13 protein-coding genes are annotated in these 15,271 nt (G+C 68.3%); 5 read left to right on the forward strand and 8 right to left on the reverse strand.

The window, feature by feature from the left end; all coding sequences use genetic code 11:
* The first annotated feature begins 18 nt into the window (after positions 1-18).
* From ACQ66R_RS18815 to ACQ66R_RS18830, 4 genes are all read left to right on the forward strand, one after another.
* Entirely contained in the window at positions 19-1,494 is a 1,476-nt protein-coding gene (locus tag ACQ66R_RS18815) for an alpha/beta hydrolase family protein (RefSeq protein ID WP_430424393.1), read from the forward strand.
* Positions 1,495-1,505: 11 nt separating this feature from the next.
* Positions 1,506-3,470 carry an alpha/beta hydrolase family protein gene (locus ACQ66R_RS18820; RefSeq protein WP_430424395.1) on the forward strand — a complete coding sequence of 655 codons (1,965 nt, stop codon included), beginning with the start codon at positions 1,506-1,508 and terminating at the stop codon, positions 3,468-3,470.
* A 57-nt stretch (positions 3,471-3,527) separates the two neighbouring features.
* On the forward strand, positions 3,528-6,113 hold the full coding sequence (clpB, locus tag ACQ66R_RS18825; protein WP_430424397.1) for an ATP-dependent chaperone ClpB: 2,586 nt from the start codon (positions 3,528-3,530) through the stop codon (positions 6,111-6,113).
* 344 nt (positions 6,114-6,457) lie between these two features.
* Positions 6,458-6,967 carry a hypothetical protein gene (locus tag ACQ66R_RS18830; protein ID WP_430424399.1) on the forward strand — a complete coding sequence of 170 codons (510 nt, stop codon included), beginning with the start codon at positions 6,458-6,460 and terminating at the stop codon, positions 6,965-6,967.
* A 193-nt stretch (positions 6,968-7,160) separates the two neighbouring features.
* Here ACQ66R_RS18830 and ACQ66R_RS18835 read toward each other — a convergent pair whose 3' ends face one another.
* The 6 genes from ACQ66R_RS18835 to ACQ66R_RS18860 form a co-directional block, all read right to left on the reverse strand.
* A complete protein-coding gene (locus tag ACQ66R_RS18835; protein ID WP_430424401.1) occupies positions 7,161-8,237 on the reverse strand; it encodes a sulfate/molybdate ABC transporter ATP-binding protein in 1,077 nt (358 codons plus the stop codon).
* Positions 8,209-9,042, reverse strand: coding sequence for a sulfate ABC transporter permease subunit CysW (gene cysW, locus ACQ66R_RS18840; protein ID WP_430424403.1), 834 nt, complete (start codon positions 9,040-9,042; stop codon positions 8,209-8,211). Before cysW ends, ACQ66R_RS18835 begins: the two co-directional genes overlap by 29 nt.
* A gap of 151 nt (positions 9,043-9,193) precedes the next feature.
* Positions 9,194-9,700, reverse strand: a complete 507-nt coding sequence (locus ACQ66R_RS18845; protein WP_430424405.1) for an ABC transporter permease — start codon at positions 9,698-9,700, stop codon at positions 9,194-9,196.
* Positions 9,701-9,776: 76 nt separating this feature from the next.
* Positions 9,777-10,796 carry a sulfate ABC transporter substrate-binding protein gene (locus tag ACQ66R_RS18850; RefSeq protein WP_430424408.1) on the reverse strand — a complete coding sequence of 340 codons (1,020 nt, stop codon included), beginning with the start codon at positions 10,794-10,796 and terminating at the stop codon, positions 9,777-9,779.
* Between the two features lie 62 nt (positions 10,797-10,858).
* The gene (locus ACQ66R_RS18855; protein ID WP_430424410.1) at positions 10,859-13,321 is read right to left on the reverse strand and encodes a TonB-dependent receptor; all 2,463 of its coding nucleotides are present in this window, start codon (positions 13,319-13,321) and stop codon (positions 10,859-10,861) included.
* 137 nt (positions 13,322-13,458) lie between these two features.
* Positions 13,459-14,013 (reverse strand): hypothetical protein, encoded by a 555-nt coding sequence (locus ACQ66R_RS18860; RefSeq protein ID WP_430424412.1) that lies wholly within the window; start codon positions 14,011-14,013, stop codon positions 13,459-13,461.
* Between the two features lie 123 nt (positions 14,014-14,136).
* On the opposite strand from ACQ66R_RS18860, the gene ACQ66R_RS18865 reads away from it, so the two are divergent.
* Complete coding sequence (locus tag ACQ66R_RS18865) at positions 14,137-14,316, forward strand: YegP family protein (RefSeq protein WP_430424414.1); 180 nt, start codon at positions 14,137-14,139, stop codon at positions 14,314-14,316.
* Positions 14,317-14,340: 24 nt separating this feature from the next.
* Here the strand turns inward: ACQ66R_RS18865 and arfB are convergent, their stop codons facing one another.
* A complete protein-coding gene (gene arfB / locus ACQ66R_RS18870; protein WP_430424416.1) occupies positions 14,341-14,766 on the reverse strand; it encodes an alternative ribosome rescue aminoacyl-tRNA hydrolase ArfB in 426 nt (141 codons plus the stop codon).
* Entirely contained in the window at positions 14,763-15,152 is a 390-nt protein-coding gene (locus ACQ66R_RS18875; protein ID WP_430424417.1) for a MarR family winged helix-turn-helix transcriptional regulator, read from the reverse strand. The genes arfB and ACQ66R_RS18875 overlap by 4 nt, the downstream gene beginning before the upstream one ends.
* Positions 15,153-15,271 lie beyond the last annotated feature (119 nt).

Consider the following 15,271-nt stretch of genomic DNA (forward strand, 5'->3'; position numbering starts at 1 on the left):
CTGGCTGGGCCGCCCGAGGTGCGGGTCATCGACGGAAAGCCCACGGTCTTCGTCGAGAAGATCACCTTCAAGGAAGGCTGGGGCGTGATCACGGTGGTCCGCGCCGACCTGAAGAGCGGTCGCCGCGACATCGTGGAATTCGGCGAGCGGGACACTCGCGCGGTCCTCCTCGGGCCGGAGGGAACGATCATTGCGCGCTCGGACTACGACGCGAAGTCGGGGCGCTGGGCGTTGAAACTGCGTCAGGGCGGGGGATGGTTCGATGCGCGGACCGCCGTCGCGAAGCTCGACCGACCGTACATGGTCGGGCTGGGTCGTGACGGGACCTCGGTGCTGATCGGCGAGCTTGAGTCCGGCGGCTACGTGCTTCGCGAGGTCAGCCCGGATGGCAAAGCCAGCGAGCCGCTCGACGTTCGTAACGGCGACGACGTCATCTTCGACCCTGAGACGCGTCGGCCGATCGGGCTCTACGCCCTGGTCGGAGACGAGGGGCGCTACACCTTCTTCGCTGAGCGTGACCAGAAGGTCTGGGCGGCGGTGAAGGCGGCGTTCAAGGGCGATGCGGTCGACCTGGAGTCCTGGTCACACGATCGCCAGAAGATCGTCGTGCTCGTCGACTCCGCGGCCGAGGGTCCCGCCTACGCCCTGGTCGACCTGGCGACGCGCAAGGCCGAGTGGCTGGGGCCTCAGTATGAGAAGCTGATGCCCGAGGACCTCTCCAAGGTGCAGCCGGTGCGCTTCAAGGCCCGGGACGGTCTGGACCTCACAGGCTACCTCACCCTGCCGAACGGCCGCGAGGCCAGGAATCTGCCGCTCGTGGTGCTGGCGCACGGAGGCCCGGAGTCCCGCGACATGCCGGGCTTTGACTGGTGGTCGCAGGCGATCGCGTCACGAGGCTATGCGGTGCTGCGGGTGAACTATCGCGGGTCGGACGGCTTTGGCCGCGCCTTCGTCGAGGCCGGCTACGGGCAGTGGGGCCGCAAGATGCAGACCGACCTGTCCGACGGCGTGCGCTATCTCGCGGCCCAGGGGATGATCGATCCGAAGCGCGTTTGCATCGCGGGCGCCAGCTACGGGGGCTATGCCGCGCTGGCCGGCGCCACGATCGACACGGGCGTCTATCGCTGCGCCGTGTCGGTGGCCGGTCTCTCCGACCTGCGCAAGCTGGTCGAGGACGAAGGGCGCAGCGCCAAGCGCTACTGGAAGCGCTTCATGGGCGTCACGTCGCTGAGCGATCCGGCCCTCGCCCAGATCTCCCCCGTCACCCACGTGGACAAGGTGTCGATCCCCATCCTCATGGTCCACGGCCGCGACGACACCGTGGTGCCGCTGGAGCAGAGCGAGATCATGGCCGACGCGATGCGCAAGGCCGGCAAACCGGTCGAGCTCATCGTCCAGAAGGGCGAGGACCACTGGCTCAGCCGCGGCGAGACCCGCAGCGCGATGCTGGAAAGCACCATGGCCTTCGTCGAGAAGCACAACCCGCCGAACTGAGGATGTTGCTCATGCGGATCGTCGCGCGCCTTGCCGCCCTTGTCCTGATTCTGGTCGCCGCGCCGGCTTTGGCGGCGCCGCTCTCGGCCTACGGCAAGCTGCCGTCGATCGAGCGCGCGGTGATCTCACCCAGCGGGCATGCCGTGGCGGTGGTGGTCACCAACGGCGAGCAGCGCCACATCGTCGTGAAGGATCTCGCTTCGAACGCGGTCACGCTCAACGGCTTCGTCGGCGACCACAAAATCCGCAGCGTCCAGTGGGCCGGAGACCGGCATCTGATCGTCGTGAGCTCGGCGACGCAGACCGCCTTCAATATCCAGAACGGTCGGCGAGAGTGGATGTTCGGCAGCGTCATCGATCTTCAAACGAAGAAGATGTGGCCGCTCATCAAGGCGACCGAGACCTCGATGGGTGCGATCTTCGATCTGCCGATCGTGCGAACCTACAAGGGCGAGCCAGCGGTCTATGCGCAGGGCGTCGTGTTCCAGGGCGGTCGCGGATACCTTTCGCTATTCCGGATCGATCTCGACAGCGGCAAGAGCCGCGTCATCGTGACCGGATCCGAGGAGACGGTGGACTGGGTCGTCGACGCCGAGGGCCAGCCGCTGGCGCAGGAGCTCTTTCATCGCGGGACCGGGGCCTGGTCGATCAAGCTGCGATCAGGGATGGCGTGGCGCGAGGCCGCCTCGGCCAAGGCAGGCCTGAATTCGCCTTACCTCGTCGGGCTGGGCCGCGACGGTGCGTCGGTGATCTACGCGGCGCCTGACGAAGACCGCGACTGGTCGTGGCACGAGCTGCGAATTGACGGAGCCAAGCCAGCCGAGCCGATCGCGACGCTGGACGATCAGAGCCCTATCCGGGCCGCCGCCGACGGTCGCCTGATCGGTCACCACGTGCTCGCAGGCGACGAGGATCGCTACGTCTTTTTCGACCCGGTCGACGAGCGCGCCTGGAAGGCCATCGTCAACGCCTATCCGGGCGAGCGCGTGTCGCTCGCGTCCTGGAGCGACGACCGCAAGAAGATTGTGGTCCTGGTGGATTCCCGGACGGATGGACCGGCCTATGCCATCGTCGACCTGAACACGCGCAACGCAAAATGGCTGGGCGGCGAGTATCAGGGGCTTCAGCCAGCGGATATCGCGTCGCGCGAGCCGATCCGATTCAAGGCGGCCGATGGCCTGCCGCTGACGGGTTACCTCACGCTGCCCCGTGGCAAGCCGGCCAAGAGCCTGCCGCTGATCGTCTTTCCGCATGGCGGTCCCGCCGCGCGCGACACGCCCGGCTTCGACTGGTGGGCTCAGGGCATGGCGTCGCGCGGCTATGCGGTTCTGCAGGTGAACTTCCGCGGCTCCGACGGCCTCGGCGGACGGCTGCTGGAGGCCGGCCATGGCGAGTGGGGTCGCAAGATGCAGACCGATCTCTCCGACGGCGTACGCCACTTCGCCGCGGCTGGGACGATCGATCCGAAGCGCGTCTGCATCGTGGGCGCCAGCTACGGCGGCTACGCGGCGCTGGCGGGCGCCACGATCGATCAGGGTGTCTATCGCTGCGCCGTCTCGGTGGCTGGCGTGACGGATCTGCGCCGCCAGGTATCCTACTCGGCGAGCCGGGGCGGCGGCATGACCCAGCGCTACTGGAACCGCTTCATGGGCGCCGAAGGCCGCAACGACGAGGTTCTCGATCGCTACTCCCCCGCGAAGCAGGCCGCCAAGGCCGACATCCCGATCCTGCTGATCCACGGCAAGGACGACACCGTCGTCCCGCTGGAGCAGAGCCGCGTGATGTCGGAAGCGCTGACCAAGGCGGGCAAGCCGCACGAATTGATCATCCAGAAGGGCGCCGACCACTGGCTCTCCCGGGGCGACACCCGCCTGCAGACCCTGGAGGCCACCATGGCCTTCGTCGAGAAGCACAATCCGCCGAATGATCCGGCGCAAGGTTCTTGTGTGGCGCATCTGCCACACTACATCGGGTGAGCCGGACGCCGTGCTTCGAAGAAGGCGGCGTCCGAGTTCCGCCTTGATGGGGATCCTATGAACATCGACACCTATTCCGACCGCGCCAAGCAGGCGATCCAGTCGGCGCAGAGCCTCGCGCTCGCCCGGCGCCACCAGCACCTGGCGCCCGAACACATCCTGAAGGTCCTGCTCGAAGAGAAGGACGGTCTTTCGGGCGCCCTCATCCAGAGCGCCGGCGGGCGGCCCGCCGAGGTCGACAAGGCCGTCGAGGCGACGCTCTCGCGCACGCCCAAGGTCGAGGGCGGCTCGGGCCAGCTCTACATGAAGCCTGAGACGGCCCGCGTCTTCGCCGAGGCCGAGGCCGGCGCCAAGGCGGCCGGCGACGCCTTCGTCACCACCGAGCGCCTGCTGATTGCACTGGCCAAGGAAGGCGGCGAGGCGGCCAAGGTGCTGAAGGACGCCGGCGTCACCGCCAAGGGCCTGGAGGACGCCGCGACCGCGGTGCGGAAAGGCCGCACGGCCGACAGCGCCTCGGCGGAGGAAGGCTACGACGCGCTGAAGCGCTATGCCCGCGACCTGACCCAGGCCGCCCGCGACGGCAAGCTGGACCCCGTGATCGGCCGCGACGAAGAGATCCGCCGCGCGATCCAGGTCCTGCAGCGCCGGACCAAGAACAACCCCGTGCTGATCGGCGAGCCCGGCGTCGGCAAGACCGCCGTGGTCGAGGGCCTGGCCCTGCGCATCGTGAACGGCGACGTTCCCGAGGGGCTGAAGGACCGCAAGCTGCTCAGCCTCGACATGGGCGCCCTGATCGCCGGCGCGAAGTACCGCGGCGAGTTCGAGGAGCGGCTGAAGGCGGTGCTGAACGAGGTCACCGCCGCCGAGGGGTCGATCATCCTGTTCATCGACGAGATGCACACGCTGGTCGGCGCCGGGAAGTCGGATGGGGCGATGGACGCTTCCAACCTCCTGAAACCCGCGCTTGCCAGGGGTGAGCTGCACTGCGTGGGCGCCACGACGCTGGATGAGTACCGCAAGCACGTCGAGAAGGACGCGGCGCTGGCGCGGCGCTTTCAGCCGGTGATGGTGGACGAGCCGACGGTCGAGGACACCATCTCGATCCTGCGCGGCCTGAAGGAGAAGTACGAGGTCCACCACGGGGTGCGCATCTCGGACAGCGCCATCGTGGCCGCCGCGACCCTGTCGAACCGCTACATCACCGACCGCTTCCTGCCGGACAAGGCCATCGACCTGATGGACGAAGCCGCCAGCCGGGTGCGCATGGCGGTGGACTCCAAGCCCGAGGAGCTGGACGAGATCGACCGCCGCGTCGTGCAGCTGAAGATCGAGCGCGAGGCCCTGGCGAAGGAGCCCGACGCCGCCTCGAAGGCGCGGCTGGTGAAGCTGGAGGAAGAACTCGCCGAGCTGGAGGCCCAGGGCCAGGAGATGGGCGCGCGCTGGAAGGCCGAGAAGGAGAAGGTCTCCTCGGCCGCCCAGGCCCGCGAGGCCCTCGACCGCCTGCGCGCCGAGCTGGTGAGCGCCCAGCGCCGCGGCGACCTGCAGCGCGCCTCCGAGATCGCCTACGGCGAGATCCCGCAGCTCGAGAAGCGCCTGGCCGAGGCCGAGGCGGCGGAAGGCCAGGACGAGGCCATGGCGCCCGAGGTGGTCGACGCCGAGCAGATCGCCGCCGTCGTCAGCCGCTGGACCGGGGTGCCGGTCGAGAAGATGCTGGAGGGCGAGCGCGAGAAGCTGCTGCGCATGGAGGACAGCCTGCGCGGCCGCGTGGTCGGGCAGGAGGAGGCGCTTGTCGCCGTTTCCGACGCCGTGCGCCGGGCCCGCGCCGGGCTGCAGGATCCGAACAAGCCGATCGGCTCGTTCCTGTTCCTGGGCCCCACGGGCGTCGGCAAGACCGAGCTCACCAAGGCGCTGGCCGAGTTCATGTTCTCGGACGAGCAGGCCATCACCCGCCTCGACATGAGCGAGTACATGGAGAAGCACTCGGTGAGCCGGATGATCGGCGCGCCTCCCGGCTACGTCGGCTACGACGAGGGCGGGGCGCTGACCGAGGCGGTGCGCCGGCGGCCGTACCAGGTCGTGCTGTTCGACGAAGTCGAGAAGGCTCACCCGGACGTCTTCAACGTGCTGTTGCAGGTCCTCGATGATGGCCGCCTGACCGACGGGCAGGGCCGCACGGTCGACTTCCGCAACACGCTGATCATCATGACCTCGAACCTGGGCTCACAGCACCTGGCCGAGCTGGCTGATGGCGACGATGTGGAGAAGGCCCGGCCCGGCGTCATGGAGGTGGTGCGCCACCACTTCCGGCCCGAGTTCCTGAACCGGATCGACGAAATCATCCTCTTCAAGCGGCTGGGCCGCAGCGAGATGGACGGCATCGTGAAGATCCAGCTCCAGCGGGTCGAGAAGCTGCTGGCCGACCGCCGCATGACGCTCAGCCTCGACAACGGCGCCCTGCACTGGCTGGGCGACCGCGGCTACGACCCCGTCTACGGGGCGCGGCCGCTGAAGCGGGTGATCCAGAAGGAACTGATCGATCCCATCGCCCACAAGCTGCTGGCCGGCGACCTGGCGGACGGTTCCGTCATCGACGTCCACGCGGGCGACGGCGCCCTGTCGATCGGCCGGGCGAAGGTGCACTAGGCGCAGGTCTGATCCGACCTCCCCGCCGCGGCGGGGAGGTCGGCCATCACGCTCCGAACATCCGCGGGGGGGGGGGCTCTACCCCCTTCCGTCATCCCGGGCGCAGCGCTCGCAAGAGCGCGGAGACCCGGGACCCAGCCGCTCCGTTCGCCAAGCTGCGCAACAAACTCTGACGCGAGCGTTGCCCTAGGCGAGCGTGGCGCGATCGATGCCCAGAACCCGGACTGGCGCGATCCCTCCCGAAGTCCCCGTGGGACCGCTGTCGCGGCTGCGGCGTGGTCCGAATCCCCCTCACCGCGAGTCAGAGCTTGACTTTGCCCGACAAATATGTTCTTGATTTGTTCATGTCACACGAGGCGGACACCACGGCCGAACAGGCGCTCCTCATGGAGCTCGCCCACCTCGGCATGGGCATGGCCCGCAAGGTGCATGAGGCGGCGCTGGCCACCGACGACACTGACCAGATCGTCGCGCTTGCCCAAGCCTACCACCACATGAGCCGCGGCGTGCGCCAGTCGCTGGCGCTTCGCGCCCGCTTCGCCGCCGGTACAGTCGCGCCCGCGCCTCGCGCTCAGGCAATCCGCTCTGCCACCTCACCTGACGCCGAACGCCCCGAGCGCGACGACGCCTACGAACGCCCGGACTGGCACACGCGCCTTGAGACGCGCGAAGCCGTCGAACGCCTCCATGCCGACGACGACGTCAACCGCGCCCGTATCGCCCGGGACCTCACCGTCGTGTCCCGCACCCCGGCGCTCGCCGCCATCCCGGCCCTCCAGGCTCCCGCCGCCGCGCTGGCCGGCCGCGCCGCCCTCCTCACCGGCGCCTCGCTGCGGCTCGTCAACACCTCCTGAGAGGCGCTCTCCTCTCCCAGGCGCGGCAGCGCCGTGGGAGAGGCCGGGAGAGGGCGGCTCCACGCCCAGATCATCCCCGCCGTTGAACCCGACCGCACCCGGCGGACGGCCCGAGATTTCCAGATATCCGGTTGGTCCCCTGGTCTTCGCCTGACGGCGAAACCGGGGTGGCTCCCGTTGGGGTGTCGCGCGGTTAGCCCGCCGCGTACACCTGCGGCCGCGTCGGCCGCACGCGCACCGACTGCCCGGGGCTGACGCCCGGGGGCAGGGTGGGGCCGTGGCCGATGAGTTCGACCGGCTGGCCTTCGATCCGGCCGTCGATGCGCACGTCCGGGCCGCGCTGGGCGACGGCCTTCACCTCGACCGACAGTCCCATGCCGTCCGTCGGGGCGAAGGTCACCTCGTCGGGACGGAAGAACACTTCCACCGCGCCCTGCGGCGCGCCGGCGGGCGCCTCGGAGTCCCAGTCGGCGATCTTCAGCCGGCCGCCTTCGACCACGCCCGGCATGCGGCAGGCCTGGCCCAGGAAGTCGAACACGAACGGCGTCGCCGGATGCTCGTAGACCTCGTTGGGCGAGCCCAGCTGGATCAGCTGGCCGTCCTTCAGGATCGCGACGCGGTCGGCCAGGTCGAGCGCCTCTTCCTGGTCGTGGGTGACGAAGACGGTGGTGACGCCGGCGCGGTCGTGCAGCTCGCGCAGCCAGCGGCGCAGCTCGCGGCGGACCTGGGCGTCGAGCGCGCCGAACGGCTCGTCCAGCAGCAGCATCCGGGGCTCGATCGCCAGCGCCCGCGCCAGGGCCACGCGCTGGCGTTGGCCGCCCGAAAGCTGCGAGGGATAGCGCTTGCCCAGGTCTTCCAACTGGACCAGCTGCAGCAGCTTGTGGACCCGGTCGGCGATCTCGGACTTGGAGGGTTTCTCCGACCGCTTCCGGACCGTCAGCCCGAACGCGATGTTCTGGGCGACGGTCATGTGCCGGAAGAGGGCGTAGTGCTGGAACACCATGCCCACCTTCCGGTGGCGCACGGGCAGGGACAGGAAGTCCTCGCCCCCGAACCGCACCTCGCCGGCGTCGGGCGTCTCCAGTCCGGCCAGCACGCGCAGCAGGGTGGTCTTGCCCGAGCCCGACGGCCCCAGCAGCGCCAGGAACTCCTTGTCCCGCGCCTGCAGCGACACGTCCTTCAGGGCGGGGAAGCGGCCATAGGCCTTGGAGACGCCTTTGATCTCCAGGGCCAGGTTGGCGCTAGTGTCGTCGGCTCGCTGAAAGTTCACCGGAATGACGCCATTCGAGGACCGACTTGAGGACGAGGGTGACGAGGCCGAGGCCTGCCAGGATGGAAGCCGCCGCGAAAGCGCCGACGAATTCGTAGTCATTGTAGAGCACCTCGACGTGGAGCGGCAAAGTGGTGGTGAGGCCACGGACGCTGCCTGAGACGACAGAGACCGCGCCGAACTCGCCCATGGCGCGCGCGTTGCAGAGCAGGACGCCGTACAGCAGCGCCCACTTGATGTTGGGCAGGGTCACCCGCCAGAAGGTCGTGAAGCCGCCGGCGCCCAGGGTCAGCGCGGCCGCTTCCTCGTCGGCCCCCTGGTCCTGCATCAGCGGAATCAGCTCGCGGGCGACGAAGGGCAGGGTCACCAGCACGGTCGCCAGCACGAGCCCCGAGGTCGCGAAGATGATCTTGATGTTGTGATCCTGCAGCCAGGGCCCGAACCAGCCCTGGGCGCCGAACAGCAGCACCCAGACCAGACCCGAGACCACCGGCGACATCGAGAAGGGCAGGTCGATGAAGGTGACCAGCAGGCTCTTGCCCTTGAACTCGAAGCGGGCGATCGCCCAGGCCGCCGCGACGCCGAAGATCGCGTTCAGCGGCACGGAGATGGCCGCCACCGTCAGCGTGAGCCGGATCGCCGCGAGGGCGTCGGGGTGTGTCAGCGGCTCGATGTAGGCCGCGACGCCCTGCGACAGGGCGCTCGCGAACACCACGCCCAGCGGCAGGACGATCAGCACGCCCAGGATGATCAGAGTCAGCGCCAGGAAGAGCGGCGCGAGGCCCGGCAGGCGGATCGTGTTCATGCCCTCCTCCCCCATTGGGGGAGGGGAACCATGCGCAGCATGGTGGAGAGGGTTCGATGCCGAGCGCCGCGGATGGGGTGCTCCCCCTCCACCCCCCTTCGGGCGGTCGCCCTCCCCCTATGGGTGAGGAGCGGTGGATAGCGAAGCGGGTTCATCGGCGGCCTCGCCCGGCCAGGAAGAGCTGTAGGCCGTTCACGGCCAGCAGGGCGCCGAACGAGATGGCCAGCATGGCCAGGCCCACCACCGCGGCCCCGGCGTAGTCGTACTGCTCCAGCCGGATAACGATGAGCAGCGGCGCGATCTCGGACTTCAGCGGCATGTTGCCGGCGATGAAGATCACGCTGCCGTACTCGCCGACCGCCCGCGCGAACGCCAGGCTGAACCCCGAGATCAGCGCCGGGGCCACCGCCGGCATGACCACGTGGACGAAGCGCTGGAGCGTGGTCGCGCCCAGGGTCGTGGCGGCTTCCTCGACCTCGATGTCGAGGTCCTGCAGCACGGGCTGCACGGTGCGCACGACGAAGGGCAGGCCGATGAACAGCAGCGCGATGTAGACGCCGACGGGGCTGTAGGCGGCCTTGATCCCCAGCTTGGCCAGCGGCTCGCCCAGCAGGCCGGTCGGGGCACGGAACGCAGGTGTCCCGTGACGGCTCCGCACCGTATGCCTCGGTAATCCCATCACCTGAATAGGATTAAAGTGAAGGCAGCCGCAGAAATTCTGCGCCTGGGGCAGCTCAGGGCGCGCTTTGGATCTGATCGAAGACGCCGCCGTCGGCGAAATGCGTGGCCTGAGCGGTCTTCCAGCCCCCGAAAGCCTCGGCGATCGTGACCATGGGCAGCGGCTTGAAATCGCCGGCGTGTTTGGCCGCGGCGGCCGCCTCGCGAGGACGGAAGTGGTGTTTGCCGATTAGGTCCTGGGCGGCGGGCGTGTACAGGAACTGGAGGTAGGCTTCGGCTAGCGCCCGCGTGCCCTTCTTGTCGACGTTGGCGTCGATGAGCGCCACGGACGGCTCGGCCAGGATCGAACTGGACGGGTAGATCGTCTCGTAGTTCGGGCCGAACTCCTGGATCGTCAGGTGCGCCTCGTTCTCCCACGACAGCAGCACGTCGCCGATGCCGCGCTGAGCAAAGGTGGTGGTCGAGCCGCGGCCGCTGGAGTCCAGGACAGGAACGTTCCTGAACAGCCGCCGGACATAGTCGCGCGCGCCGGCGTCGCCGCCGATCTTCGCCGCCTGGGCATAGGCCGCCAGATAGGCCCAGCGCGACGCGCCGGCGGTCTTCGGATTGGCGATGATCACCTCGACGCCTGGCTTCACCAGATCCGCCCAGTCACGGACGCCCTTGGGGTTGCCCTTGCGGACCAGGAACACGATCGTCGAGGTGTACGGGCTGGAGTTGTTCGGCAGTCGCGACTGCCAGGTCTCGGGCAGCAGCCTGGCCCGCGCGGCGATCTCGTCGATGTCGCCGGCCAGCGCCAGGGTGACGACGTCGGCTTCCAGGCCATCGATCACGGCCCTGGCCTGCTTGCCTGAGCCGCCGTGGCTCTGGTCGATCTTCGGCGTCGCGCCGGATGTCTGTCGCCAACTCTCAGCGAAGGCGGTGTCGATGTCCTTGTAGAGCCCGCGGGTCGCGTCATAGCTGACGTTCAGCAGGGGGGCATCGGCGACCGCCGGCTTGTCGGCGGCCCTTGTGCAGGCGGCCAGGCCGGCCGCCGCGGCGCCGACCACTATTCCACGTCGCGTCAGCAGGCTCATGGGACTTCTCGATATGGGCGACGCGGACCGCCCGAGGGGGCGATCCGCGCAGCGTGAGTGACCTAGAACTCGGCCTTCAGGGTCAGACCCCAGGTCCGCGGATCGGGCATCTGTGCCGAGATGAGGCCCGTGTTTCCGGGAGTCACCGCGAGGCTCTCGAAATACTCCTCGTCGAACGCGTTCCGCACCCAGCCGAAGATGTTGAACTCGTCCGTGCGGAAGCCGACCCGGAAGTTGTGCAGCGCATAGCTGTCGATGTCCGTGTAGATCGACCGCGAGGCGTTCGAGGAGAACTTCGAGCGGTAGTTGCCGTCATAGCCGGCGTAGACCTCACCCTCCCGTCCCAGCAGGGTTGTGGGGACGTTGTATTCCGCGCCCCAGGAGAACGCCCACTTCGATATGCCGGGCATCCGCTGTCCAGACACGTCGCAGTTGGCCGGGCTGTTCGCGCCAGGCGTCGCAGGCGGTCCGGGAGGCGTTCCCGTGCCGCCCCCGACCAGTTCGGGCGGGCACGGTGCGTCGACGAACTTGATCCACTTGGCGTCGGTGTAGGCGCCGGAGGCGTAGGCGCTGAAGCGCTCGGACGGCTGCACGGAGAGGTCGAACTCCACGCCCTTCGTCCGCGCCTTGTCGGCGTTGGCGAGATAGCCGCGCAGCACGTTGCTGCCGCTGATGTTGCTGATGACGCTGGCCTGGAAATCCTTGATGTCAGTGTAGAAGGCCGAGAGGTTGAACGTCGCGCGCCGGTCCCAGAGCTGGGTCTTCAGGCCGGCCTCGAAGTGATTCACTTTCTCCGGATCGATCTTCGCCACTTCAAGCGCCGGCAGGCCGTTCGCCAGGCTGGGGACGCCGTTCAGGTTCACGCCGCCGGTCTTGAACGAGCGCGCGTAGGTCGCGTAGGCGTTGATGTCGTCGGTGATCTCGTAGGCGAGGTTGATGTCGTACGAGACGTTCCAGTCGCTGAAGTCGACCTCGAAGAACTGCGAGGCCTGAACCCCGCGCTGCGCCGCGATCCAGGGATCGCTGAAGAGCGGGCTCGTCGGATCGTTGGAGACCTTGACGCGCGCGCCCGTGGACGCCGTGCCGGTCACGACGCTGTCGTAGAGGCCTTCCTTCTTGTCGTAGTTGATCCGGATGCCCGGCGAGACCGTGAAGCGGTCGCTCACCTTCCAGTTCACCTTGCCGAAGGCCGCCACGCTGGTGTTGTCGAGGCGGATGTCGTTCTCGGCCAGCAGGTTGTTGAGCACGGCCGGGTTGTTGGACAGAGCGCTTGTGGGCGCGAGAAGCCACGCGCTGGCCGCCGTTCCGGTCTGCTGGACGCCGCTCGTGCGGATCTTCTGGTGGAACGCGAAGAGGCCCGCCACGAAGTTCAGGCTCTCGCCGTCGTAGGTGTAGCGGAACTCCTGAGTGTACTGGTCCTGCTTCGTCGGATTGTTGACCTTGGTGTAGACCGGCAGCCCGGTGAAATCGCGGTCGTTCTTCGGGCCCCAGTCCCAGTAGCGCCAGGCGGTGACCGAGGTCAGCGTCCCGGGGCCGACATCCCACTCGACCTTGCCCGAGACGCCGCCATGCTCGTTGCGCGCCGCGATCGGGGCGTCCAGGTCGGTCAGGCGGTCGAAGGGGTTGGTGCTGGGCACGCGATAGCCGGGGAACCGCGCGGTGAGGGCGGCGTACTGCCGGTTCAGGGCCCGCTGCGTCGTTCCGACCCGCGCATAGATCTGGGCGCAGCAGATCGGGTTCTGGAGGTTGTAGTCGCCGGTCAGGGTGAAGTTCAGGTCGTCGCTCGGCTGCCACAGCACGGTGGCGCGGACCCCCAGGTTATCCTGCGAGTTCACATGCTGGTTCGTGGCGACGTTGTATATCGTCCCGCGCCGGTCGGTGTTCGAGACGCTGAGGCGCGCGGCGACCGTTTCGCTCAGCGGGCCCGAGACCGAGGCCTTGCCCTGCTTGAAGCCGTAGTTGCCGAGCGACACTTCGGCCTTGCCTTCAAACTCGAAGCTGGGCGGCCGCGTGGTGATGTTGATCGCGCCGGCGGTCGTGTTCTTGCCGTAGAGCGTGCCCTGCGGCCCGCGCAGGACTTCGACCTGCTCCACGTCGACGAAGTCCAGCGTCGCTGAGGCGATGCGGTTGTAATAGACCTGATCGATATAGATGCCGACGCCCTGCTCGAAGCCATCGTTCGTCAGGCCGAACGGCGCGCCGATGCCGCGGATGTTGATGAAGGTGTTCCGCGGGTTCGTCGAATAGAACTGCAGCGTCGGCTGAAGCTGGGTCAGGCGGTTGATATTGTAGGCGCCCTGGGCCTCGAGCGTGCTCGCGCCGACCACCGACACTGCGATCGGCACCTCCTGCACGTTCTCGCTCCGCCGGCGCGCCGTGACCGTGACTTCGCTGACCGACGGACCCTCGGCCTCGTCCACGGCGGCGACATCGCTGGCCGCCGCCTGCGCGTTCGGCGCCGTCGCCTGAGCCAGCGCCGCCGTCGCGCTCGCGCACAGCAGAGCCGCCAGGCCCGCCGTGGTCATAAGTCTGTTCGTCGCGCCCCGCGCCATAGCCGTTCTCCTCACTCAGGAGTGGCTTGGTAATTAGTGTAATCCTATCGAGACAGTAGGAATAAATTCCATGCGCTTTGAGTTTTTCTGAAGCGGACAAAGTCTCGCCGTTAGAGGACCGCGGGGGTCATGCGGCCGCCGCGGACGACCACACGCTTCATCAGCGCGACGGTGGCGCCGCCGGCCGGGCCGACGGGGCGGGCAATCGTGATGGCGTACCAGGCGCCATCGGGGAGGCCGCCGAAGGCGAACTGATCGGCGTCGTCGCAGGTGGTGCGCTTCACATAGGGGCCGGCGTCGCCAGCGGGCGCGCTGGGCGTGCGGCGGCGGACCTCGTCGGCGGGCAGGGCGGCGCGCTCGGTGGAGCCGTAGAGCGCGGTCATGCGGCGGGCCGACCACGCGGTCTCGGGCGTCAGCACCACGGCCGAGCCGGCGCAGGTGTAGCGGGTCGGGCCCTGCCTGTAGGCGACCTTGCCCGCGATGACGTTCGCACCCGAACGCTGGGACCAGGCGAAGTCCCCGGCGTTGAACTGCGCATTGCCGCTCATGGGCGGCAGCGGCTGGGTGGCGCCCGGCGGCGGCGGGCCCAGCGTCGGCGCGCAGGCGGTGGCGGTGAGGGCGAAGAGCGTGGCCGCGAGGGCGAGCGAACGTCGGGGGGCGAACATGGGCGCACCTTATAGGCGAATGCGGCCAAACCTTGAAAGCGCCACCGCTTATGTCGGCTTGACCACGTCCGCGAGGCTGGCACCAATGGGCGCGTTCGGGGACAAATGACCAGGGAGGCCCGCGTGGCCCACAAGTTCGAAATCTACAAGGACAAGGCCGGGGAATTCCGCGTCCGGTTCAAATACAACAGCGAAGTGATGTTCTCGACCGAGGGCTATGCGTCCAAGTCGGGCGCCAAGAGCGCCATCGAGAGCATCAAGAAGAACGCGCCCGGCGCGGAAATCGACGACACGACCGATTGATGGGTTGGCCCCCGGCGGCGACGCCTAATCGTCGCCGCTGGGACGCCCGCGCATCGCCTTCACGCCAGACCGCTTGGTCTTGCCCTCCAGCCGGCGCAGCTTCGAGGCGTAGGTGGGTTTGGTCTTCTTGCGCGGCGGCGGCGGCGGTTCGGCCGCCTTGCGGATCAGGTCCAGCAGACGTTCCAGCGCCTCCTGCCGGTTCATTTCCTGCGACCGCCGCGACTGTGCCACCAGCACGATCACGCCCTCCAAGGTGAGCCGGCTGCCCGCCAGTTTCTCCAGCCGCGCCTGCACATAGGGCGTCAGGCTCTGCGACCCGCGCACGTCGAAGCGCAGCTCGATCGCCGTCGACACCTTGTTCACGTGCTGGCCGCCCGGCCCGGAGGCGCGAACGGCGCGGATCTGCACCTCGTCGTCGGCGAGGGTGATGGCGGGGGTGACCTCGATCATGCCGGCGGGCCTTCCCGCAGTTGGCCCAGAACCCGCAGGGTCGCCGCCAGATCGTCCGGGGAGATCACGCGATCCAGCGCCCGCCAGAGCGGCGCCTCCACACGCCTCATGCGTTCGATGGCGGCCTCGCCGGCGAGCGTCAGGCTGAGCAGCGAGGATCCCCGGCGTCGCGGATTTGGAACCTCCGCCAGGTAGCCCGCGGCGAGCAGGACCTGGATGGCGCGCTGCATAAACTGCCGCGAGACGTCGCGCAGGCGCGCCAGATCCGAGATGGTCTGAGGTCCCAGCCGGGCCACCGTCATCAGGATAGAGCGACCCCCTGCGTTCAGTCCCAACTCGCCGTGCAGGGCTTCAGCGTCCCGGCTCAGCCGGTGGTAGGCCAGCACCAAGCACTCGACTACGCGCTCCGTCGAGACGCTGATTTTGTCACCTTGGTTGACAACTTCATGATCCGTCATAATGTCAACTTAGGTGACAACTTGGACGGAGGAAACCCATGACTCGC

The sequence above is a fragment of the Phenylobacterium sp. genome, assembly GCF_965284355.1.
Taxonomy (GTDB): domain Bacteria; phylum Pseudomonadota; class Alphaproteobacteria; order Caulobacterales; family Caulobacteraceae; genus Phenylobacterium.